Origin of the sequence: Flavobacterium sp. XS2P24 (assembly GCF_030010285.1) — a bacterium.
Taxonomy (GTDB): Bacteria; Bacteroidota; Bacteroidia; order Flavobacteriales; family Flavobacteriaceae; genus Flavobacterium; species Flavobacterium algoritolerans.
Genome location: NZ_JASCRU010000036.1, coordinates 1 through 21,889, shown reverse-complemented (window position 1 = coordinate 21,889; position 21,889 = coordinate 1). Strand labels below are relative to the sequence as shown.

Annotated in this window: 20 protein-coding genes; 7 read left to right on the top strand and 13 right to left on the bottom strand. The window is 34.0% G+C overall.

Translation table 11 applies throughout. The features are described 5' to 3' along the window. Positions 1-163: 163 nt before the first annotated feature. From QLS31_RS15140 to QLS31_RS15130, 3 genes are all read right to left on the bottom strand, one after another. Positions 164-1,213 (bottom strand): Fic family protein, encoded by a 1,050-nt coding sequence (locus QLS31_RS15140; protein ID WP_282744539.1) that lies wholly within the window; start codon positions 1,211-1,213, stop codon positions 164-166. 81 nt (positions 1,214-1,294) lie between these two features. After that, positions 1,295-1,747: an SsrA-binding protein SmpB gene (gene smpB, locus QLS31_RS15135; protein ID WP_099715116.1), complete on the bottom strand. Its 453-nt coding sequence runs from the start codon at positions 1,745-1,747 to the stop codon at positions 1,295-1,297. A 38-nt stretch (positions 1,748-1,785) separates the two neighbouring features. Beyond that, on the bottom strand, positions 1,786-2,271 hold the full coding sequence (locus QLS31_RS15130; RefSeq protein ID WP_282744538.1) for a phosphoglycerate mutase family protein: 486 nt from the start codon (positions 2,269-2,271) through the stop codon (positions 1,786-1,788). Between the two features lie 48 nt (positions 2,272-2,319). Here QLS31_RS15130 and QLS31_RS15125 point away from each other — a divergent pair, with 48 nt between their 5' ends. Beyond that, entirely contained in the window at positions 2,320-2,550 is a 231-nt protein-coding gene (locus tag QLS31_RS15125; RefSeq protein WP_282744537.1) for a VF530 family protein, read from the top strand. Between the two features lie 2 nt (positions 2,551-2,552). Here the strand turns inward: QLS31_RS15125 and QLS31_RS15120 are convergent, their stop codons facing one another. The 3 genes from QLS31_RS15120 to QLS31_RS15110 form a co-directional block, all read right to left on the bottom strand. After that, positions 2,553-3,104 carry a DUF3575 domain-containing protein gene (locus QLS31_RS15120; RefSeq protein ID WP_282744536.1) on the bottom strand — a complete coding sequence of 184 codons (552 nt, stop codon included), beginning with the start codon at positions 3,102-3,104 and terminating at the stop codon, positions 2,553-2,555. Between the two features lie 147 nt (positions 3,105-3,251). After that, positions 3,252-3,800, bottom strand: a complete 549-nt coding sequence (locus tag QLS31_RS15115; protein WP_282744535.1) for a GNAT family N-acetyltransferase — start codon at positions 3,798-3,800, stop codon at positions 3,252-3,254. A 15-nt stretch (positions 3,801-3,815) separates the two neighbouring features. Next, on the bottom strand, positions 3,816-4,667 hold the full coding sequence (locus QLS31_RS15110; protein ID WP_282744534.1) for an aldose 1-epimerase family protein: 852 nt from the start codon (positions 4,665-4,667) through the stop codon (positions 3,816-3,818). 172 nt (positions 4,668-4,839) lie between these two features. Between QLS31_RS15110 and QLS31_RS15105 the strand changes: the two genes are divergently transcribed. Next, positions 4,840-7,107 carry a M1 family metallopeptidase gene (locus QLS31_RS15105; protein WP_282744533.1) on the top strand — a complete coding sequence of 756 codons (2,268 nt, stop codon included), beginning with the start codon at positions 4,840-4,842 and terminating at the stop codon, positions 7,105-7,107. A gap of 86 nt (positions 7,108-7,193) precedes the next feature. On the opposite strand, the gene QLS31_RS15100 is transcribed toward QLS31_RS15105, so the two are convergent. Further along, positions 7,194-8,234 (bottom strand): agmatine deiminase family protein, encoded by a 1,041-nt coding sequence (locus QLS31_RS15100; protein ID WP_282744531.1) that lies wholly within the window; start codon positions 8,232-8,234, stop codon positions 7,194-7,196. Positions 8,235-8,420: 186 nt separating this feature from the next. Here QLS31_RS15100 and QLS31_RS15095 point away from each other — a divergent pair, with 186 nt between their 5' ends. After that, positions 8,421-9,947 carry a choice-of-anchor I family protein gene (locus QLS31_RS15095; protein WP_282744530.1) on the top strand — a complete coding sequence of 509 codons (1,527 nt, stop codon included), beginning with the start codon at positions 8,421-8,423 and terminating at the stop codon, positions 9,945-9,947. A 79-nt stretch (positions 9,948-10,026) separates the two neighbouring features. Here the strand turns inward: QLS31_RS15095 and QLS31_RS15090 are convergent, their stop codons facing one another. Continuing rightward, the gene (locus tag QLS31_RS15090; RefSeq protein ID WP_091170395.1) at positions 10,027-10,914 is read right to left on the bottom strand and encodes a carbon-nitrogen hydrolase; all 888 of its coding nucleotides are present in this window, start codon (positions 10,912-10,914) and stop codon (positions 10,027-10,029) included. 317 nt (positions 10,915-11,231) lie between these two features. On the opposite strand from QLS31_RS15090, the gene QLS31_RS15085 reads away from it, so the two are divergent. Further along, positions 11,232-11,513 carry a hypothetical protein gene (locus QLS31_RS15085; RefSeq protein ID WP_099715125.1) on the top strand — a complete coding sequence of 94 codons (282 nt, stop codon included), beginning with the start codon at positions 11,232-11,234 and terminating at the stop codon, positions 11,511-11,513. A gap of 74 nt (positions 11,514-11,587) precedes the next feature. On the opposite strand, the gene QLS31_RS15080 is transcribed toward QLS31_RS15085, so the two are convergent. The 5 genes from QLS31_RS15080 to thrA all read right to left on the bottom strand — a co-directional run bounded on the left by QLS31_RS15080 (position 11,588) and on the right by thrA (position 17,599). Beyond that, a complete protein-coding gene (locus QLS31_RS15080; protein WP_282744529.1) occupies positions 11,588-11,992 on the bottom strand; it encodes a putative quinol monooxygenase in 405 nt (134 codons plus the stop codon). Positions 11,993-12,179: 187 nt separating this feature from the next. Next, on the bottom strand, positions 12,180-12,377 hold the full coding sequence (locus tag QLS31_RS15075) for a hypothetical protein (protein ID WP_282744528.1): 198 nt from the start codon (positions 12,375-12,377) through the stop codon (positions 12,180-12,182). Positions 12,378-12,727: 350 nt separating this feature from the next. After that, entirely contained in the window at positions 12,728-14,017 is a 1,290-nt protein-coding gene (gene thrC / locus QLS31_RS15070; protein ID WP_282744527.1) for a threonine synthase, read from the bottom strand. A 121-nt stretch (positions 14,018-14,138) separates the two neighbouring features. Then, complete coding sequence (locus QLS31_RS15065; protein WP_282744526.1) at positions 14,139-15,059, bottom strand: homoserine kinase; 921 nt, start codon at positions 15,057-15,059, stop codon at positions 14,139-14,141. 92 nt (positions 15,060-15,151) lie between these two features. Continuing rightward, positions 15,152-17,599 (bottom strand): bifunctional aspartate kinase/homoserine dehydrogenase I, encoded by a 2,448-nt coding sequence (thrA, locus tag QLS31_RS15060; RefSeq protein WP_282744525.1) that lies wholly within the window; start codon positions 17,597-17,599, stop codon positions 15,152-15,154. Positions 17,600-18,234: 635 nt separating this feature from the next. Between thrA and hutH the strand changes: the two genes are divergently transcribed. Genes hutH through QLS31_RS15045 form a run of 3 tightly spaced genes read left to right on the top strand, consistent with a single transcriptional unit; the run spans position 18,235 to position 21,757 of the window. Continuing rightward, positions 18,235-19,749 carry a histidine ammonia-lyase gene (hutH, locus tag QLS31_RS15055; RefSeq protein ID WP_282744524.1) on the top strand — a complete coding sequence of 505 codons (1,515 nt, stop codon included), beginning with the start codon at positions 18,235-18,237 and terminating at the stop codon, positions 19,747-19,749. 49 nt (positions 19,750-19,798) lie between these two features. Beyond that, positions 19,799-20,443 (top strand): DUF47 family protein, encoded by a 645-nt coding sequence (locus QLS31_RS15050; RefSeq protein WP_099715695.1) that lies wholly within the window; start codon positions 19,799-19,801, stop codon positions 20,441-20,443. Between the two features lie 30 nt (positions 20,444-20,473). Beyond that, positions 20,474-21,757: an inorganic phosphate transporter gene (locus QLS31_RS15045; RefSeq protein WP_282716169.1), complete on the top strand. Its 1,284-nt coding sequence runs from the start codon at positions 20,474-20,476 to the stop codon at positions 21,755-21,757. Positions 21,758-21,889: the final 132 nt, after the last annotated feature.

Here is a 21,889-nt window from a genome sequence, read left to right as displayed (position 1 = left end):
ATGTCATTCTCTTTAGCGATGACACTTAGTGATTGACGATTTTTTAAAACTTCATTTACACAGCGAAGTTTAAATTCATAATTGTAACTGACTTTTCTTTCCATAAAAATACCCCCAGATAATGTCTAATTATTTGGGGGCAGTTCATAACGAGACGGGTTTTTTATTGACCAATAATATTTAAATAGCGTTCTAAGCTTTCTTTTTCCATTTGCGCAATGAACAATAAAAAATCTTCTTTATTATTTTTAGTTTGAGCTGTTTCCAATGCTTGGTAATATTGCATTCTACTATCATAATCACCTTTTATATTAGCAATAATGTAGCCATGCTGTAATAAAACCAAGTTCATAACCAAACGCGAAGTTCTGCCATTTCCATCAATAAATGGATGGATCGTGACTAATCGTTCGTGTATTTCAGCAGCCAAAACTATAGGATGAAGGATTGATTTATTGCTTTCATACCAAATAAAAAAATCTTCCATTTCTTTGGCAACCAGAAACGGTTGCGGTGGCATATGGCTGCTTCCTTGAATCATCACCTGCACTTTTCTATACCGACCTGCATCTTCAGGATGAATCCCTCTCAAAATAAGATTATGAATGGATAATATTTCACGTTCATTTATGGAACTATTTCTTTGCATTAAATCTTTGATGTAGGCAATCGCTTCTTGATGATTTATTACTTCAAGGTGTTCCCGCATACTTTTCCCAGAAATAGTTAAACCTTCATTGATAACCAAATCTGTTTCACGCAACGTCATGGTATTTCCTTCGATACGGTTACTTTCAAAAGTATATTCTAACTCTAAAGCTTGTGCAATACGATAACTGTCAAATTGACGAAATCCATCTAGTTTTATCTTCAGAGTATCTATTTCATCTAAAATTTTCTGAAGTGTAGTAGATAATTTTTTCTTGGAAGGTTTACTTTGATATCTAATTTCTTCTTCTGCAACCAATAATGCTTTTAATGCAAATTCGTCTTCGCCAATTTCATAGAGAATTTTTTCTTTAAGCCAAATGACCATTATTGTTTCTAAATCTATCTCCAGCAATGATGCTAGTTTTACAACTTGTTCTCTAGTAGGTTTTCTGGTCCCGCTTTCAAATTTACTTATTAAGGCTTGGTCAATTCCTAAAAGTTGAGCCACTTCTCTGGTTTTGAGTCCTTTTTGTTCTCTTGCGTTTTTGAGTAGTGTTTTCATTTCTTAAAAATGTTTTTTATTGTCTTGACAAATTTAGTCATTTTTAAAAGAAAAAATATTTTATTTTAATATTTTTTTAATTTAAAATGATTTTTTGATTCTGTCTAGATCGCGTTTGGTATCTTGTTCTTTAAGAGATTCACGCTTGTCATAGGTTTTTTTCCCTTTACAAAGACCGATTTGTAGTTTAGCCATTCCTTTTTCATTGGTAAACAATTTCAAAGGAATTATTGTTAATCCTTTTGCTTGAACGCTTCTTGCTAAGCTTTTTAGCTCTCTTTTATTTAAAAGTAATTTACGTTCACTTCTGGCTTTGTGGTTAAACTGATTACCAAAAGTATACTCTTCAATGTAAGTATTTATCGCAAAAAGTTCATTATTGCTAAATTCACAAAAACTCTCAGTAATATTTGCTTTACCTAATCGAATGGATTTGATTTCAGTTCCGGCTAAAACAATTCCAGCAGTGAAAGTTTCGATTATTTCATAGTCAAATCGGGCTCTTTTGTTTAATATGTTTATTGTTTTTAGCATAGTGCAAATGTAGCAAAAATTAAAGGTTTAGCAATAACTTATGGCAATTTCAGAAGTTGGTGAGTAATTGTATCACCATTTACAGTTACTATATAAAGATTACCAAAACGTGTATCCTCTATATCTGCATATATCTTTTGATTAATAATTTGATTAACAAAATTAGGTGTGGTGTTACTATGGCCTACAATCAAAACTTTTTTGCCGAGCGTTTCTTTTTTGAATGAATCTATGGCTGTAGTTTTAGGATTGTACAGTTTAATTTGAATCTTCTTAGTTGTTGCGGTAGGACTTGCAGTTTGTATTGTTCTTTTATAATCCGTTGAGTAGATTTCATCAAAACCAACTTCTGAGAATATTTTATTCCAAAGATTAGCTCTTTCAAGACCAATTTCTGATAAATCAGGATTTTGAGAATTATCAACTTTTTCAGCGTGGCGTATGAAGTAATAAGTAGTTGTGCTTTGTTGTCCATAACTAATCTGCAAAACAAATAGAGCGATTATTAATAGATACTTTTTCATATGAATAAATTTAAAAATTAGTATTTACCTATTTTATATATTTGCAAAATGGAAAACTCAAAATCGAAAGACCCACTTCACGGAATTACGCTTCAAAAAATCGTTGAACAATTAGTTGATTATTATGGGTTCGATACTCTTGGAGAATTAATAAAAATTAAATGTTTTACAGATAATCCAAGTGTAAAATCCAGTTTGACTTTTTTGAGAAAAACGGATTGGGCAAGAAAACAAGTAGAAGATTTATATATAAAATCAGTAGCTAAATTCCCCAAATAAATCTAGTTTAATTTATAGGAAACCATTACACCTCCTCTATAAGGAAACCACTCGCCACTTTTGTTGTAATCTTTAGCTCCATCATAACGTTCACCAGTACTTATTAAGTAGCCTTTGTAAAAACCTTGATACCAACCGCCACCTAGATAACAATCAATCATAAATTTATCATTGATTTTTACTTGATATCCAATAGTTGAACCTATGAAATATCCAAAACCTTTCTCATACATATCAGTGTTTATATAATTCCATTTTTGAAAATTAAAAATACTCGCCCCTATATGTGCACCTGCATAAAAACCATTGTATTTTTCTTTAAAATGATATCTGTATTCTGGTGTGAAAGTATAAAATTCTCTAGGTTTACCATTTACTGATTCCCAGAAAGAAGCTAAAACATCAAATTGTAATGTAGATTTTTCTCCAATACTGGTTTCAATCCCAACATTTGGAATTGTCAATAAAGTAGTAAAAGCATTTGCTTTTATGTAAGTTTGACTTTGTGATAAAAACGAAAAGAACAGAAATGTGGCAATAAATAATTTTTTCATAAATGGTGGTTTCTACTTTTTTTGGTCAAAAATTGACTTAAAACAGCGGCAAATATAGCCATTAATGTTTGATTGCCTTTCATGTTTAAAGTAAATATTGTCAGTTTAAACGTATTTTAACATTATAAAAAAAGACGTCATTAAAGACTATTTGTTTAAAATCGAATAAATAACGGTATCCAAAAATCGTCCTTCAAAAAATTCATTTTCTTTTAAATGTGCTTCTTTAACAAAGCCATTTTTTTCTAAAACTTTTGCAGATCCATGATTTTCAGGAGCTATAATTGCTTCAATAGAATGCAACTTCATTATTTTAAAACCATAATTTACCGCTTCGCTCACCGCTTCTGAAATAATTCCTTTTCCATTGTATTCTGGAAGTAACATATAGCCAATTTCGGCTCGATAATGTTCTGGTTTTATTCTGTAATGACCAATTATTCCAATTAATTTTGGATTGTCTTTCAACGTAATCGCCCAATTTATACCTTCATTAGCTTCTATTTTAGTATCAATCATTGCAATATGTTCCAAGGCATCTTCATCAGTTTTCACTAAAGGTCTTGGAATATATTTCATCGTTTCGGGATTAGATCGCAATGCGAAAATCTCCTTTACATCATTAGAATCCACTCTTCTTAAAAGCAAACGTTCCGTTTCTAAATTTGGAAATGGACTGAAATTTATAGTTAACATATTTTATTTTTTTAATTAAAGGATTTCGATACTGAATTTTGAATGGAAAGTTTCGTCGGCTTTTAAAATTTGAATACCTTCTTTCTCTAATAGATTTCCGGAATTCTCATTGGTATCCGAATAACCAAACCAAGGCTCGATACAAAGAAAGGGCGCGTTCATTTTGGTCCAAATTCCTAAACTTGGAAAATCTTTAAAATGTACTCTCAAAATTGGATTTTCATTTTCTAAAATCGTCAATGAATCAGATTGTAATGTTTTGAAAATTAAAGCGTCGTTTTCGAATAAGTCATACGTTAGCGGAATCTGTTTATTATGTACTTCTAATTGCTTCGTATTATTTGAAATTAAATCATCCTCCAAAAGATAATATTCTAGCGGTTCTTCTTTTTCAAAAGCAATAGCATAATTTTCGAATTGATTTGGTAAAGCAAAAGCGGGATGCGCTCCAATAGCAAATGGCATCGTAGATTTCCCTTTGTTAATGACTTTATATGCAATGAATAAATTGTTTTTGTCTAATGTGTAAATCAGTTGTAATTCAAATTCAAAAGGATATACTTTTAAGGTCTCGTCAGAAGATTGTATGGAGAAAGTAGCACTATTCTCTGTTGCATCAATTAATTCAAATTCCATATCTCTGGCAAATCCATGTCGCGATAAATGATATTCCATTCTATTATGATGAAAGGAATTGTTTTTTAAAGTTCCAACAATTGGAAACAAAATAGGAGAGTGCTTGCCCCAAAAATCAGGATTTCCTTCCCAAATGTATTCTTTATTCAGATTTGTTTTTAAGGAAATTAATTCGGCACCGAAATGTTTGATTTCAGCGGTTAGAACGGAGTTTTTTATTATAGTAGTCAAAATTGTTCTTCGTTAATTAAAAAATTGATTTTGTATGGTAAATATATTTTATAATTTTTAATTCTGATGACGTTTAAGCTGGATTTTATTTATTTAAAATGGAATCTATCCTTTTAAAATAGTTTAAAATCCTCTTTTTTTTCATTAATTTGTGATATAAACTATAAGAAAAATGAAAAACAGTCGCTTCAGAGTCATGCTACATTTGGCTTTATTATTAGGAGTTACGTCTACTTGGGCGCAACAAACCCCTGTAAATGTATCAAGTAACCCAATCTCAAAGTATGATTATCATGATGCTTTTGCTCCATTTTTTTATTCAAAGAATGGAACAAGCACACGTTCAGCTAGTGGTCAGCCAGGAGCTGAATATTGGCAAAACAGTGCTGATTATAAATTAACGGCAAAATTGGATGAGAAAAACAATGAAATTTCCGGAACAGGAATCATCACGTATACGAACAACAGTCCTGATAAATTGGCTTTTGTTTGGATGAACTTAGACCAGAATTTGTTCAAAGCAGATTCCCGTGGAAATGCAGTTGTGCCTTTGACTGGTAGTCGAAATGGGGCTCAAGGCCAAATTTTTGATGGCGGTCATAAAATAAAATCGGTGAAAGTTATCACTACTGTAAAAGGTGTAGCTACTGAAAAAGAAGCAAAATATGTAATTACGGATACTAGAATGCAGGTTTTTCTTCCGCAGGGATTAAATGCTAAAGGCGGTTCCGTTAAAATTAAAATGGACTTTTCTTTTATAGCTCCTTTTGAAGGTTCGGACAGAATGGGAGTATTGGAAACTAAAAACGGAAAAATTTTCACCATAGCGCAGTGGTATCCGCGTATGTGTGTGTATGATGATGTAAGAGGTTGGAATACTAATCCGTATTTAGGAGCTTCTGAATTTTACTTGGAATACGGCGATTTTGATGTGAGTATTACAGCACCATCCAATCATATTGTGGTAGCTTCTGGTGAATTACTAAATCCTACAGCGGTTTATTCTACTGTAGAACAAACCAGATTGGCACAAGCTAAACAAAGTGATAAAACGGTTTTTATCCGTACTGCTACCGAAGTTGAAAATTCATCAAAAACAGTTGCTACAGCTACTAAAACTTGGAATTATAAAATCAAAAATGCCCGAGATTTTTCTTGGTCTTCTTCTGCGGCATTTATTTTAGACGCAGCAAAAATCAATTTACCAAGCGGAAAGAAATCATTGGCTATCTCAGTTTATCCTGTAGAAAGTGCAGGTGATGCCGCTTGGGGACGTTCCACAGAATATACAAAAGCTTCTATTGAAAATTATTCTAAAAGATGGTTGGAATATCCGTATCCAGCGGCTACAAATGTTGCCGGAAACGAAGGCGGAATGGAATATCCAGGAATTGTTTTTTGTAGCTGGGAATCCAAAGGAGAAGATTTATGGGGCGTTACAGATCATGAATTTGGACACATTTGGTTTCCTATGATTGTTGGTTCAAACGAAAGAATGTTTGCTTGGATGGATGAAGGTTTTAATACTTTTATTAATTCATTGAGTTCAGTAGATTTTAATAATGGCGAGTACAAAGATAAGCCGGTTGATATGCATCAAAGAGCGGAAGTGTATACAAGTCCGAATCTTGAAACCATAATGAGTTCTCCGGACAACATGAAAGAAGCTAATATTGGTCTTTTGGCGTATTCAAAACCAAGTTCAGGATTAGTGATTTTGCGTGAACAAGTTCTTGGACCGGAGCGTTTTGATTTAGCTTTAAAGACTTATGTAGAGCGTTGGGCATACAAACATCCGCAACCGGACGATTTCTTTAGAACAATCGAAAATGTTGCAGGAGAAGATTTGAGTTGGTTTTGGAGAGGTTGGTTCCAATACAATTGGCGATTAGACCAAGGAATTAATTCGATAAAATATGTGAAAAACGATCCTAAACAAGGAGTTGTGATTTCGATTGAAAACTTCGAAAAAATGGCTATGCCGGTAAGTTTAGACGTAAAAACGAAAAGCGGGCAACTAACACGTGTTAAATTGCCGGTTGAAGTTTGGCAAAGAAACAAAGCGTGGTCTTTCAAACACAATTCGACAGAAGAAATTGAAAGCATCACACTGGATCCAGATCATGTTTTACCAGATACAAATACAGCAAACAACTCTTGGACAGCAAGCAAAGGTTTGATTGAAAAAGATGTTATTCTGGATGGTTATTTAGGAACGTATTCAACTAAAATGGCGCCGCTAAAAATTACTTTTTCAGAGAAAAACGGGGTACTAAATGTTTTGATAACTAATTATCCAAGTTTCACAGTGGAACCAACTGGAAAAAACAGTTTCGAATCGAAACAAGCAGGACTTAAATTTGAATTTAATGACAGCCTAAACGGATTTGATATGTTGATACCTGAAGGACAAAAAATACCATTTACCAAAGACAAATAGTATTTTGGTTTAATCAAATAAAAAAGACTTGTAGCCAACTAAAGCTACAAGTCTTTTTTTATTTACTCTATTTTTCTATTCTAAATCTACTCTGGAATTTGCTGGCTCAGGCAATGTAATGTTCCAAAACCCCAAATATAATCAGTAGCACTAATCCCAATGATTTCTCTATCAGGAAAACATTCTGAAAGTATGTTTAAGGCTACTCTGTCGTTACTGTCATTAAAAGTAGGGACCAAAACACAATTGTTCAAAATCAAGAAATTGGCATAACTCGCTGGCAATCGCAAGCCATCAAATTCCAAACGTTTTGGCATTGGTAGAACTACAATTACTGGAGATTTACCATTTTCCAGTTTGGCGTTTTGCAAACGTTTTAAATTGTCTTGTAATGGTTTGTAGTTATTATCCGTTGGATCTGTTTCTACAATAGTCACAATCGTATCTTCGTTTACAAATCGGCATAAATCATCAATGTGTCCGTGTGTATCATCACCTTCTATTCCGTCACCTAACCAAATCACATTCGTAATTCCAAGGTATTCCTTGAAAACAGCTTCGTAGTCTGCTTTGGTGAAATTTGGATTCCGAACTTGAATATCAGGATGCATCAAACATTCTTCCGAAGTCAGTAACGTACCGCGTCCATTGGTGTCAATGGCACCACCTTCTACAATTACCGGTTTTCCTTTGTATAGGACCTGAGTCACAGGAATATTTAGAAATTCGCCCACTTTCGCAGGAACAAACTTGTCCAACTGAATGTTTTTATATTTTGCCCATCCATTAAAATTAAAGTTTAACGCTTCTCTTTCGGTTCCGTTTTTAACGATTATCGGACCGGAATCACGCATCCAACTTCTATTGGTTTTATGAATGATATAGGAAACATTTGTTAGCACAACATGTGCTGTTTCCAGCATCGTATTGACTTTATCTTTTTGGTTATCATCGGCAACAACTAAAAAGACTTGTTCGAAAGTAGCCACTTTTTTAATGAACTCCACAAAAGCCCATTGAACAGCTTCGTATTTCCCTGGCCAATCCTTACCGTTGTGAGGAAAACACAGTAAAATCCCTTGTTGTTTTTCCCATTCGGCAGGAAATCTTCTATTATTTGTAGTCATACAGCGTTTCTAATTTTAAAGACTGCAAATATAAACATTCAGTAGGATTTTAAAATAGTTAGCAAGCATTCATTTTTGCCAACTCATAAATTTATAAGAATAGTTTTGGTAATGATTATATAATATTTAGTTAATTCTAGTCGGGTTTCAGCTAGTTATTTTTGAAAAAATTTAAAAATTACAGTTATGAAAAAATATGGTCTTACACTACTCGCGGCAATTATGATATTGTCAAGTTGCGAAAATGACTCTAATAAGGAGGATTCTCCAGAGTTGGTTGTAAATGAAAATGCAGCCACTTTCAAAGAAATTGGTTCCATTACGATTGGTGGTGCCGGAGCTGCTGAAATAAGCGCGTATGATGAAGTTTCTAAAAAGTTATTTACCGTAAACAACAGTAATACAAATAGGATAGATGTTATTGATTTGTCTAATCCATCCAGTCCAGTTTTTCTAACAAGTATTGATTTAACCCCATTTAATGGAGCTTCAAACAGTGTTGCTACCTATAATGGAAAGTTAGCAGTGGCATTAGAAGCAAAACCAAATAAGCAAGATGCAGGAAAAGTGGTTGTTTTTGATACCGCTAATTACACTGTAATCAAAGAAATTACGGTTGGTGCTTTGCCGGACATGATTACATTTTCTCCTGACGGGAATTATATCATGACTGCTAATGAAGGAGAGCCAAATGATACGTATTCTATAGATCCGGATGGTTCTGTTTCTATTATTGCGGTCAACAATAATTATGCGGTGACGACTTTAAATTTCGGAAGTTTTAGCAGTCAATTGGGTACACTGAAAACAAAAGGATTCAGAATTGCAAGTCCAACAAATAATTTCACTTCTGATATTGAACCGGAATACATCACGATTTCTGCTGATTCAAAAACGGCTTGGGTTACTTTACAGGAGAATAACGGAGTGGCTAAAATTGATTTGGCAACTAAAACAATCACGAATGTATTTCCATTAGGCTACAAAGATTACAATCTTGCCGAAAATGCTATAGATATCAGCGATAAAGATGGTAGCGTTTTGATGGGTACTTGGAAAGCGAAAGGAATGTTTCAACCGGATGCTATCAGTAGTTTTGAAATCAATAAAATCCCTTATTTCGTTACCGCAAATGAAGGAGATGCCAGAGAATATTCTGCTTTTGTAGATGTAAAAAGAATCAGCAGTTCGTCTGTTATTTTGGATCCAATTGCATTTCCAAACGCGGCTGCTTTAAAAGTTGAGGCAAGCATGGGAAGATTGAATATCAATACCAAAATGGGTGATACAGACGGCGATGGTGATTTTGACGAATTAGTTTCTTTTGGAGCCCGCTCTTTCTCCATTTGGAATGGAAACACAGGAGAATTGGTATTCGACAGTAAAAATGAATTGGATAAGAAAGCACAAGAATTTGGTGTGTATGATGATGCGAGAAGTGATGATAAATCAGTAGAACCAGAATCAGTTGTGGTTACTAAAATGGGCGATAAAACGATTCTTTTTGTTGGATTGGAAAGAGTGGATGCCGTTATGGTATATGATGTTACCAATCCAGCTGCTCCAAAATTTTTACAGACTTTTAAAACTGGTGATGCTCCAGAAGGTTTACTTTTTATCCCAGCTTCAAAAAGTCCGACTAAAAGAAGTTTAGTCGTGGTAAGTAGTGAAGGGGATGGTGTGGTTAAAATATTCCAACCAGATTTGAATTAGATTTAGAAGTTTACTTTAAATAAAAATCCCTGCTAAGAATTATTTCTCAGCAGGGATTTTTTAATTATATAAAGACAATTTAGTCAATCGCTCTTTTTGTAATATCACCAAAAGCGTCTATTCTTCTGTCTCTAAAAAATGGCCAGTTCTGACGTACATTTTCTTGTAAGTCTAAGTCTACTTCGGCAATCAGGATTTCTTCTTTGTCGTGTGAGGCTTGAGCCAAAATTTCGCCTTGTGGTCCCGCAATAAACGAAGATCCCCAAAACTGAATTCCCGCCGTATCAGGCAAATATTGTTCTAAACCAATTCTGTTTGCTGCCGCAACGTACACGCCATTTGCAACTGCATGACCTTTCATTACACTCATCCAAGCGCCATGTTGGTTTTCACCGTATTGCTCTTTTTCTTGTGGATGCCAACCAATTGCTGTTGGGTAAAACAACACTTCAGCACCTTGTAAAGCCGTCAAACGAGCCGCTTCAGGATACCATTGATCCCAACAAATTAAGGTTCCTATTTTTCCTTTTTTAGTTGGAATTGTTTTGAAACCTAAATCTCCAGGTGTGAAATAGAATTTTTCATAAAAATGAGGATCGTCCGGAATGTGCATTTTACGATACAATCCCGCTTCTGAACCGTCTGTGTCAATGATGTAAGCACTATTGTGGTAGATTCCAGCCATTCTTTTTTCGAAGAAAGGAACAATAATTACCACACCTAATTCTTTTGCCAAAGCGCTAAAAGCAATAAACGAAGTGCTGTATAATGGTTCTGCCAAAGCAAAATTATCTACATCTTCACTTTGACAAAAATAATGACTGCTGTATAATTCCGGCAGCGAAATGACTTCGGCACCAAGGTTGGCGGCATCACGAACCCAACTGATACATTTTTTCAAGTTGTTTTCGGCAATATCATTAAGATTCAATTGAATGACCGCTATTTTGTATTTCTTGTTTGGCATGACTAAAATTTTAGACTGCAAAAATAGTGAATTTTATAAACAGTAGAAAATAGGGGTAATGTGTTTTTTAGAATTTAAATAGTCTTTGGACCTATTATATTTTAAGAACTTGAATGAAGTATGTAGAAGTTATATAATAGGATAGATAATAATTGCCAATACTAGCAATACTTTGTACTGGAGAAAAATTAATATAAAATTGGCATTAAGAAAATCAGGAGGTTTTATTTTTGTATCATGTATTATAGTTAACAAAACAGGTTAAGTTTTTGCTCTGCTACAATAGTGTAATTTATAATTCATTAAATTTTACAATTATGACAGAAGAATTCAAAATCATCGATAAAGAAGACATCGCTCTTCTTAAATTTCCGACAACAGATGTTCTTGACGATGTGGAGGAAATAAAAACTCGGATAAGCGATATCAATAGGGCTTTGTCATTGGGTAATTTAGAACATTCAAAAATTAAAATTTTCTTTGAAGATAGCGAATCCAAAAAAATAGTAGATACTACGGTTTGGGGTGTTACAGACAAAAATGTGATGCTAAAGCAAGGTGTGATGATCCCAATTCACCGAATATATAAATTGTTTTAGTTTATATTCTTTAATTATTTGGAGCGGTTTTTTTTTACAATTAGCTGTATCGCTAAGGGTTGTTTTTTTACGGATTATTTATCCATTTTATTTGCCGAGCCAATTAAGGTAACATCTACAAGTTCCAGAGATTTGACCATATCTTTAACAGTCTCCTTGTATTTCTTAAAATGAGTCGTTTCTATGTGTGATTTGTATGCCGTTGTATCAGCATATATTTCAAGTATTGTGATGTGTGTTGGTTCTGTTTTGTCTGCAACGGCGTAATACGTTAATACACCTGGTTCAAGACGAACTGCAGTAGTCATTTGTTCTTTTAGTGCATTATTATATTTGTCCAATTGCAATGGATCAACTTTAATTTTTGCCAATCTTACCATTTGAATTTTTTCCTGAGCTACAGTATTTGTACTAAAGGAAAGTATAAACAAAGTGACTAAAACAGTCAGTAATTTATGGGTTGGTTTAATTGTTTTCATATTTATTGTGTTGAAGTTTACATTATAATAGTCAAGAGTCCTTTTTGATATTTGTCAATAAGTTGCTTGTTTTTGTTTGTTCATGAGCGGTTTTTAAGTTTTAAATAGTCTGTGGATATTTCTTATTTTAATTTTCTCATGACGACTCCGAAGTCAGGAGACTTTCGAGCGCGGGGGGAATTAACAGCTATTTGTAGTTTTTATGTTTAAAAAGTACATCAGTCCAACCCGCTTTTTTATTTTTATATTTAATGGGATAAATGGCAATTAACACAAATCCATGATTAATAGCAAAATCATATAATGTTGAGAATGAAGGAAGCCCTTTATACATATCGATAAAGGTAACTTCAAAATAAAGTAAACCAATTTTATTCTCTAGCATCGATTTTACAGCTCCCTTAAATACTTCATGTTCATACCCCTAGTGTCAGCGGTGTATTTTGATATATCAATACCAAAATTTCTAACAAATCCTCGGACTTTTCTTTTTAATTTCATTTTTAATTAGTGGTAGTAGTCAAAATTTATTGACTAATTATTATTAATTACAGTTTGCATTTTGTTCACTTGCTTTTCAGTCATTGCACACAACTTGTATATAGTCGCTATAATTTGTTTTTTTTACACTTTAACAAACCTAATAATTTTACTTACAGAAAACTAATTTCCATAAAAAAACCGACTGAAAATCACATCTCAGTCGGTTTGTATTTAAAAATATATATTCAATTTTTACGCCAAAAACGCTTTCAATTCCTCGTACGTTTTAATTTTTGTGCTCACTTTTTCTTTTCCTAAAACACTTTCAATTTGTTTAGGAATCGGTAATTTTACGTTTAATGTTGGCTCAACCGTATCCAAAAACTTAATAGGATGCGCGGTTTCTAAGAAAATACCAATCGCATTTGGGTGGTTTTGTAATTCTTTTTTCAAACCAAGATAACCAACCGCTCCGTGAGGTTCTGCAATGTAACCGTCAGTATTATAAATGGTTTTCATAGCTTCAATAGTTTCGGCATCATTGAAAGTAAACGAAGAAAAGTCTTTTTTGAACTGCTCCAAATCATTGTGGTACATTTCCTGAATTCGGATGAAATTACTTGGATTCCCAACATCCATCGCATTCGAAATCGTCGCTTTGGATGGTTTTGGATCGTAAATTCCATTTTCTAAAAACCTTGGAACTGTATCATTTACATTCGTGGAAGCCACAAAATGTTCAACAGGTAATCCCATTTTTTTGGCAATGATACCCGCACAAATATTCCCAAAATTCCCACTTGGGCAAGAGAAAACTAACGGTTTGTTTTGTTTCTTTAATGCTTTATACGCAAAGAAAAAATAAAACATTTGTGGCAACCAGCGCGCAATATTTATCGAATTTGCCGAAGTCAGATTTTTATGTTTTAAATTTTCGTCCAGAAAAGCTTTTTTCACCATATCCTGACAATCATCAAAAACGCCGTCTACTTCAAGCGCTTTAATATTCTGACCTAAAGTAGTCAATTGTCGTTCCTGAATATCGCTCACTTTTCCGGATGGATACAGGATAATTACTTCAACGCCTGTTACACCAAGGAAACCACTGGCCACAGCGCCACCAGTATCACCAGAAGTCGCTACAAGAACCGTATTTTTACTGTCTTTGTTATCTTTATTAAAATACCCTAAACAACGCGACATGAATCGCGCGCCTACGTCCTTGAAAGCCATCGTAGGGCCATGAAACAATTCAAGGGAATAAATACCTTTTTCGACTTCGACCACAGGGAAATCAAAACATAAGGTTTCGGCAATGATTTGTTTTAAAGTGTCTGCGGAAATTTCGTTACCCACAAATTGTTTAATCGCTTGAAAAGCAATTTCTTCATTGCTTAAATTTTCGATAGTATCAAAAAAATCTTGTGGTAATGGTGTAATGCTTTCAGGAAAATACAATCCTTTATCTGTTGCTAATCCTTGTATTACGGCTTCTTGAAAAGAAACTTTGGGTGCGTTATGGTTTAAACTGTAATATTTCATTATGATTTTTGATTGAAGATTAACGATTTTTGATTTTTGATTTTTTTTCGCAACATAAGTTACATCTGAAATGCTACGCCAGTTCACTGACGCTCGGGTCAAAAATCGTTAGTCATAATTCTTAAATTATTTTTATCCCTTCATCATTCACTTTCGAAACGTGAATTTCGTAGGGTAAATTCATGGCGTCGTACACAGCGCTCATGGCTTTGGCGATTTTATTAGCGGTTGCTTCCCCTTTGCTTAAAGCAAAAATAGAAGGACCGGAACCCGAAATCCCGGAACCTAAAGCTCCATTTTCGTACGCTGTTTTTTTGATTAAATCAAATCCCGGAATCAAAACACTTCGCAACGGTTCTACGATTTCATCATGCAACGAACGTCCGATTAAATCGTAATCTTTGGTGTATAATCCGGCAATTAATCCGCCCACATTTCCCCATTGCGTAATAGCACTTTTTAAGGAAACAGTTTGTTTCAATACCGAACGCGCATCCGAAGTTTTCAATTCAATTTGAGGATGAACGACAGTAGCGTACAATTCCGATGGGCTTTCAATTTTAATAATATCCAACGGATTTGAACTTCGCACCAACGTAAATCCACCCAAAAGGGCAGGAGCAACGTTATCAGCATGAGCATTTCCACTGGCTAATTTTTCACCTTGCATGGCAAATAAAACTAATTCTTTGCGTGTAAATGGACGGCCTAATAATTCATTGATTCCAAAAACAGCTCCTGCTGAACTTGCAGCACTGCTTCCAATTCCGCTTCCGGCTTTGATGTGTTTGTAGATTTCGATTTCGAATCCGAATTCGGTTTCAATGGCTTCCAACATCGCCAAAGCCGCAACTCCCGCAACATTTTTTTCGGTTTCCAAAGGCAAGTCGGCGCCCACAATTTTAGTGATGCGAATCCCTTTTATATCTGATTTTCGAATAATCATTTCGTCCCCCGCAGTTTCTAAACACAGTCCAAGGACATCAAATCCACAGGAAAGATTGGCGATTGTAGCGGGGCAAAATATTTTTATTTCATTCATAATTTTTTGTTTCAGGTTTAAAGTTTCAGGTTTAAAGTTGTTGCTAGTTGTAGAACTTGAAACTTTAAACAAAGAAAACTTTAAACTATTTCTTATACGTTTCCAATTCTAATCACATCAGCAAATATTCCTGAAGCGGTAACGGCAGCACCGGCACCGGCTCCTTTTATCAATAAAGGTTGGTCTACATAACGGTCCGTGAAAAACAATACGATATTGTCTTTTCCTTCCAGATTGTAAAAAGGATGGTCTTTCGGGATAAAACGCAACCCAACATTTGCTTTCCCGTTTTCAAATTGCGCTACGTATTTTAATCGGGAATCTTTGCTCAACGCTTCTTTATAAATAGTTTCAAAATGAGCTGCGTGTTCTATTAAAGATTTGAAAAAAGCTTCGTTATTTGTAGTGTCCAAACATTCAGCAGGCATAAAAGATTCATTGACAATCTCGTCAATTTCCATTTTATAACCGCTTTCTCGTATCAAAATTAATATCTTTCTGGCAACGTCAATTCCGCTCAAATCAATTTTCGGGTCTGGTTCTGTAAATCCCTGTATACCAGCTTCTTTAACAACATCATGAAAAGTACTATTTTCATTGAAATTATTAAAAATAAAGTTCAAACTTCCCGATAAAACGGCTTGAATTTTATTCACTTTGTCCCCTGAAGCAATCAGATTTTTCACGGTATCAATAATTGGTAATCCAGCTCCAACATTAGTTTCAAATAGAAATGGAGCATTGAATTGTCTGGATAGTTTTTTTAGTTTTTTATAATTATCGTACTCTGATGCACAGGCGATTTTGTTACAAGTCACTACGGCAATATTGCGTTTTAAATACTGCTCATACGTTTTAGACACGCTTTCGTTTGCAGTAATATCAACAAAAATACTATTGCGTAAATTGAGCTCTTTTACATTGTAAAGAAACTTTTCTTTATTGGCTTCTTCGCCATTTTCTAAAGCAGATTGCCAATTTTTTAAGGAGATTCCGTCCTCGTCAAAATGCATTTTTCTGGAATTAGATAAAGCAATAACGCGTACATTTATTTTCAGATTGTCTTTTAGGAATTTATTTTGTTGGTAAATCTGCTCGATGAATTTCTCTCCCACATTTCCAACACCCATTACAAATAGGTTTAACTGTTTGGTATTTTCTTCGAAAAAGTTTTCATGCAGCGAATTCAATGCTTTTTTCACATCTCTTTCGTTGATTACTGCCGAAATATTTCTTTCGGAAGCACCTTGTGCAATCGCTCTGATGTTTACGTTGTTTTTACCCAAAGTGCTAAACATTCGACCGCTTAAACCTTGATGATTTTTCATGTTTTCACCAACCAAAGCAATGATGCAAAGGTTTTTTTCAACGATACAAGGATCGATTTTGTTTTGTAAAATTTCCACTTCAAAAGCGCGGTTGATAGCATCTTCTGCCACATCAGCATCTGAGTTTAGAATTCCGATACAAATAGAATGTTCCGATGAAGCTTGCGTAATGAAAATCACATTGATATTTTCATGTGACAAGACCTCAAAAAGCCTTTTGGAAGAACCGGTAACACCAATCATTCCGGGTCCTTCAAGCGTAATCAAAGTGATATTATCGATATGGCTAATTCCTTTTACAGGATTAGTATGATCCATTTCCTGATTTGAAATATAAGTTCCTTCGGCTTCCGGCTCAAAAGTGTTTTTGATAAGAATTGGAATATTCTTTCTCAATACGGGCTGAATAGTTGGCGGATATAAAACTTTGGCACCAAAATGAGACAATTCCATCGCTTCCTGATAGGAAATAAAGGCGATAGGTTGGGCTTGTTTTACAATTTTAGGGTTGGCAGTATACATTCCGTTTACGTCTGTCCAAATTTCCAAGTCAGTTGCGTTTAATGCTCCGGCGAGAATAGCGGCAGTATAATCAGAACCGCCACGACCTAAAGTAGTATTGATTCCGTCCATCGATGCGGCAATAAATCCGGGCATTACAACCACTTGATTTTCATTCGAATCAAAAAATTCAGCAATTAATTGATTTGAAACTTCAAAGTTTACTGTGGCTTTTCCAAAATGATTGTCGGTTTTGATTAGTTCACGACTGTCTTTATAACTACTGTTTTTTAGATTTTGTTTTAATGCTTCGGCAATAATATAAGAGGACAATAATTCCCCAAAACTTAAAATAGTATCTGAAGTTCTAGGAGATAATTCCCCCAAAAGATAGCAACCATCCAACAGAGTTTCAAGATGATTGACGATTCTTTTTATATGACTTAACAAGCTGCTTTGCTCGCTTACAGGAATAAGTTCTTTTAAAGCGTCTAAATGTTTTTTCTCTAAATCGGCAAGGATTTCTTTAAAGCTTTCGTCGCCGGCAGCTGCTTTTTGAGAAGCAAGTTGAAGCAAATCGGTAATTTTGCTAAATGCAGAAACCACAACAATTAATTTTTCTTCTTTTGCTTTATTGATAATGATATCTAAAACCAGTTTTATATTTTGTGCATTGGCAACCGAAGTTCCACCAAATTTTAATACTTTCATTTTTGTTTATTTTATGTAAAAAATGCAAATGTTTATTATATACCCAAGAACTTTCTTTCTTTAGAAAAAAAATATAATAATAGGATTATATGTAAAATGTATACCCCTAAGGGGTAGTAGTTGTTGTAGTAAATGTAACAGAAGAAGAAACCCAAAGTTGAGTTGTAATCGAAGAGTGATATGTTGTTCTGTTGTTTATCATTTGATTTTTCAAAAGTACAGTTTTTTATAAAAATGAAAACCTTTAATTACGTTTTTGCGAATATTTTAATATTTCAATTTCATTCAAGGGAATATTGAACATTGTTTAGTTTTCAAGGTCTATGTTGAAGCTATTCGTATTTTTATCGAAAAAATTAAATGAATTGGAATTGGTTTTATAGCTTTATAGAAATAATTAATTCCTGCAATAAAGCCGTTTTGAGTAGCTTTAGTAACTATTCTTGAAATTTATTGTAGCACTCATACTAAATCTAGTGCTTTATGTCTCACATTTTAAGTCAATTAATTTGTAACTTTTTATGCATAAAACTTAAGGTTAGTTTGGTTTTAGGTTTGAATTTTAAATTATCGTCAATAAATGTTGTTTATTAATATAGATTTATTGAATTTTACCCTTTAATTAGAAAGTAAAAATGGACAATACACATTATATAAGTACGCAATTACTAAGTTTTGAAACATTAGAAGAGATTATTTCTCATGGTAAATTATTGGCATTGTCTGAAGAAGCCAAAGTTAATATTCAAAAATGCAGGGATTATTTAGACAAAAAAATGGCTTCTCATTCAGATCCTATTTATGGTATAAATACAGGATTTGGCTCGCTTTGTAATGTAAAAATATCAAATGAGAACTTATCAAAGCTACAAGAAAACTTAGTGAAATCGCATTCTTGCGGAACGGGTGAGGAAGTGCCAACTGAAATTGTAAAATTGATGTTGTTGCTTAAAATCCAGTCGTTGAGTTATGGACACTCCGGAATTCAATTGCAAACAGTGGAACGATTGATTGCATTTTATAATAATGATATTCTACCGGTAATTTATACGCAAGGTTCTCTTGGAGCCTCGGGAGATTTAGCTCCTTTGGCGCATTTATCGTTGCCTTTATTAGGTGAAGGTGATGTGTATTTTGAAGGTAAAAAAGTGCATTCCAGTGAAGTTTTGAAACATTTTGACTGGAAACCAATTGTATTACAGTCTAAAGAAGGATTGGCGTTATTGAACGGAACCCAATTCATGAGTGCTTATGGTGCGCATATTTTGATGAAAGTCAGTAAATTTTCTTATTTGGCGGATTTGATTGGAACAATTTCATTGGAAGCTTTTGATGGAAGAATAGAACCTTTTCATGAATTGATTCATTTTATCAGACCACATAAAGGACAAATTGTAACAGCAAATCGTATAAAAGGATTTTTGGAAGGAAGCGAAATTATCGAACAAGTAAAAACACATGTTCAAGATCCGTATTCCTTTAGATGTATGCCGCAAGTTCACGGCGCATCAAAAGATGCCTTTGATTATGTAAAGAAAGTTTTCAAAACAGAAATCAATTCGGTGACAGATAATCCAAATATATTTATCGAAAGCGACCAAATCATTTCCGGAGGTAATTTTCATGGACAACCATTAGCATTAGCGTTAGACTTTATGGCAATTGCGTTAGCGGAATTAGGAAGTATTTCAGAACGAAGAACCTATCAGTTGATTTCTGGTTTGCGTAATCTTCCTGCATTTTTAGTGGATAATCCAGGATTAAATTCTGGTTTGATGATTCCACAATATACAGCGGCCAGTATTGCCAGTCAAAACAAGCAATTGGCAACTCCTGCCAGTACTGATAGTATTGTTTCGAGTAACGGACAAGAAGATCATGTAAGTATGGGGGCAAATGCTGCTACAAAAGCGTTACGTGTTTTGGATAATCTGGAACGAATTTTAGCAATCGAACTAATGAATGCTTCGCAAGCCATTGAGTACAGACGACCGTTGCTATCGAGTGATTTTATAGAAATGTTTTTAAGTGCGTATCGTGAGGAAGTTCCTTTGATAAAAGAAGACCGAATTTTGCATTATGATATTGAGAAAACGGTTTCTTTTTTAAATAGTTTTCAAATCGAAAATGATTTATTAACATTAGCTTAACATTAGCTTTAAATAATGAAGTAATTTTGCCGAACTAAATTTTAATGAAATGAATATAAATAATTTTTTCCAATTTTTGGTTCCTAAAGATAAAAAGTTCTTTCCTCTTTTCGAAGAAGCATCAAGTAATTTAATTGAAATTGCTACAAATTTGCACGAAGCAGTGAACCTTCCTTTGAAGGAACGTGAAGTTCTTTTTCAAAAAATTGATGCTTTAGAGCAAAAAGGTGAAGACATAACGCGTCAAACTAATCTTGAGTTGAGCAGAAATTTCATTACTCCATTCGATAGAGAAGACATACACTCATTGATTACTTCAATAGATAACGTTGCGGATAACCTTCACGGTGCAGCAAGTAGAATGAAGTTATATCAAGTAGATAAAATCACAAAATCAATCAGAAAGTTGACTGAAATCAATCTTGAAGCTTGTCAAAACATTGATGTTGCTGTAAGAGAATTAAGAGATTTGAAAAAAATCAAAAATATTACAGATGCTTGCGTTAGAATTAATAAGTTAGAAAATAAATCAGATAATGTTTATGATAAAGCAGTTCTTGATTTATTCGAAAACGAAACGGATGCGAAAAACATTATCAAGTACAAAGAAGTATTATCAGTTTTAGAAACTGCGGCTGATAAATGTAAAAGTGTAGCTAGTGTTTTAGAATCAATTTCTGTAAAACATTCTTAATTCAATCGGTTTTATTCTGAAATTATAATTATGGAATTTACTCTACTTATAGTTATTATAGTCCTAGCTTTAATATTTGATTACATCAACGGTTTTCATGATGCTGCCAATGCTATAGCAACTGTTGTTGCCACAAAAGTATTAACTCCCTTCCAAGCAGTAGTTTGGGCGGCATTCTTTAACTTTTTGGCGTATTGGGTTTTTGGTTTTGGTGTAGCAGATACTGTTGCAAAAACGGCCAATACCATGGATATCAACTTGGTTGTAATCCTTGCCGGTGTAATAGCGGCAATCATCTGGAATTTATTTACTTGGTGGCAAGGAATTCCATCCAGTTCATCACATACCTTAATTGGTGGTTTTGCCGGAGCAGCAATTGCTCATGCAGGTTTTGGTGTAGTTTCTTGGTACAAAGAAGGAAAAGATGGCGGTATGCCTTCAGGAGTTTTAATCATTGTTGCTTTTATTATACTGGCACCATTGTTAGGAGCTTTAATCTCTTACTTGATATCGATATGGCTTCTTAATGCCTCTAAAAAGAGTATTTACCCAAAGATTTTCACAACTTCTTTAATGGTCTTGACAATTTGGTTTGTAGAAAGCCAAATGGTTTATTACGATCAGATTGAAAAACCTCGTTTTGATTCTCATTTTTGGAGTGTCGCTTTTGAAGCACATAATATAAAATGGTTTTTGGTCGCTTTTATAGTTCTGTCAATAAGCACATTCTGTTTAATATTCAGTAGTTTAAATTTACATCAAGCTACGGCATGGTTGAAAAAAATGCAATTATTATCTTCTGCAGCCTTTAGTTTAGGACATGGTGGGAATGATTCACAAAAAGTGATGGGTATTATTGCTGCAGCTGTTGCTGTTTATATTCACACTAGTGGAGTAGCACAAGAAACGTTACCAGCTTGGTTAGATGTAGTGTTGCCAAATGATGAAGGTGCCTTTAAAATGCCAGGATGGATTCCTTTAGCTTGTTATTCTGCTATTGCAGCCGGAACGTTAAGTGGAGGATGGAAAATTGTGAAAACAATGGGGTCTAAAATTACAAAAGTGACTTCTTTTGAAGGTGTGGCTGCAGAAACTGCCGGAGCATTGACCTTATATTTTACGGAGCATTTTAAAGTGCCTGTAAGTACAACGCATACTATTACTGGATCTATCATTGGAGTTGGACTTACTAAAAGAGTTTCTGCCGTACGATGGGGAATGACTGTAAGTTTATTGTGGGCTTGGGTTTTAACCATTCCAATTTCAGCAATATTAGCAGCAATCATTTATTATATCTTTAGTATTTTTATTTAATACTAAAATGACAATGAGGCTGTCCGAAAAGGTAATTTTCGGACAGTTTTTTTGTTTTTAATCTTGATTATTAGTATTTTTAAGTACTAAAAACAAAGATTATGCAACCCGTTTTCAAGCAACATTCGGTAC

What these genes read in the sequence shown, in the direction of transcription:
- QLS31_RS15140 (WP_282744539.1), bottom strand. Translation starts at nt 1,213, where the DNA reads ATGAAAACACTACTCAAAAACGCAAGAGAACAAAAAGGACTCAAAACC.
- smpB (WP_099715116.1), bottom strand. Translation starts at nt 1,747, where the DNA reads ATGCTAAAAACAATAAACATATTAAACAAAAGAGCCCGATTTGACTAT.
- QLS31_RS15130 (WP_282744538.1), bottom strand. Translation starts at nt 2,271, where the DNA reads ATGAAAAAGTATCTATTAATAATCGCTCTATTTGTTTTGCAGATTAGT.
- QLS31_RS15125 (WP_282744537.1), top strand. Translation starts at nt 2,320, where the DNA reads ATGGAAAACTCAAAATCGAAAGACCCACTTCACGGAATTACGCTTCAA.
- QLS31_RS15120 (WP_282744536.1), bottom strand. Translation starts at nt 3,104, where the DNA reads ATGAAAAAATTATTTATTGCCACATTTCTGTTCTTTTCGTTTTTATCA.
- QLS31_RS15115 (WP_282744535.1), bottom strand. Translation starts at nt 3,800, where the DNA reads ATGTTAACTATAAATTTCAGTCCATTTCCAAATTTAGAAACGGAACGT.
- QLS31_RS15105 (WP_282744533.1), top strand. Translation starts at nt 4,840, where the DNA reads ATGAAAAACAGTCGCTTCAGAGTCATGCTACATTTGGCTTTATTATTA.
- QLS31_RS15100 (WP_282744531.1), bottom strand. Translation starts at nt 8,234, where the DNA reads ATGACTACAAATAATAGAAGATTTCCTGCCGAATGGGAAAAACAACAA.
- QLS31_RS15095 (WP_282744530.1), top strand. Translation starts at nt 8,421, where the DNA reads ATGAAAAAATATGGTCTTACACTACTCGCGGCAATTATGATATTGTCA.
- QLS31_RS15090 (WP_091170395.1), bottom strand. Translation starts at nt 10,914, where the DNA reads ATGCCAAACAAGAAATACAAAATAGCGGTCATTCAATTGAATCTTAAT.
- QLS31_RS15085 (WP_099715125.1), top strand. Translation starts at nt 11,232, where the DNA reads ATGACAGAAGAATTCAAAATCATCGATAAAGAAGACATCGCTCTTCTT.
- QLS31_RS15080 (WP_282744529.1), bottom strand. Translation starts at nt 11,992, where the DNA reads ATGAAAACAATTAAACCAACCCATAAATTACTGACTGTTTTAGTCACT.
- QLS31_RS15075 (WP_282744528.1), bottom strand. Translation starts at nt 12,377, where the DNA reads ATGCTAGAGAATAAAATTGGTTTACTTTATTTTGAAGTTACCTTTATC.
- thrC (WP_282744527.1), bottom strand. Translation starts at nt 14,017, where the DNA reads ATGAAATATTACAGTTTAAACCATAACGCACCCAAAGTTTCTTTTCAA.
- QLS31_RS15065 (WP_282744526.1), bottom strand. Translation starts at nt 15,059, where the DNA reads ATGAATGAAATAAAAATATTTTGCCCCGCTACAATCGCCAATCTTTCC.
- thrA (WP_282744525.1), bottom strand. Translation starts at nt 17,599, where the DNA reads ATGAAAGTATTAAAATTTGGTGGAACTTCGGTTGCCAATGCACAAAAT.
- hutH (WP_282744524.1), top strand. Translation starts at nt 18,235, where the DNA reads ATGGACAATACACATTATATAAGTACGCAATTACTAAGTTTTGAAACA.
- QLS31_RS15050 (WP_099715695.1), top strand. Translation starts at nt 19,799, where the DNA reads ATGAATATAAATAATTTTTTCCAATTTTTGGTTCCTAAAGATAAAAAG.
- QLS31_RS15045 (WP_282716169.1), top strand. Translation starts at nt 20,474, where the DNA reads ATGGAATTTACTCTACTTATAGTTATTATAGTCCTAGCTTTAATATTT.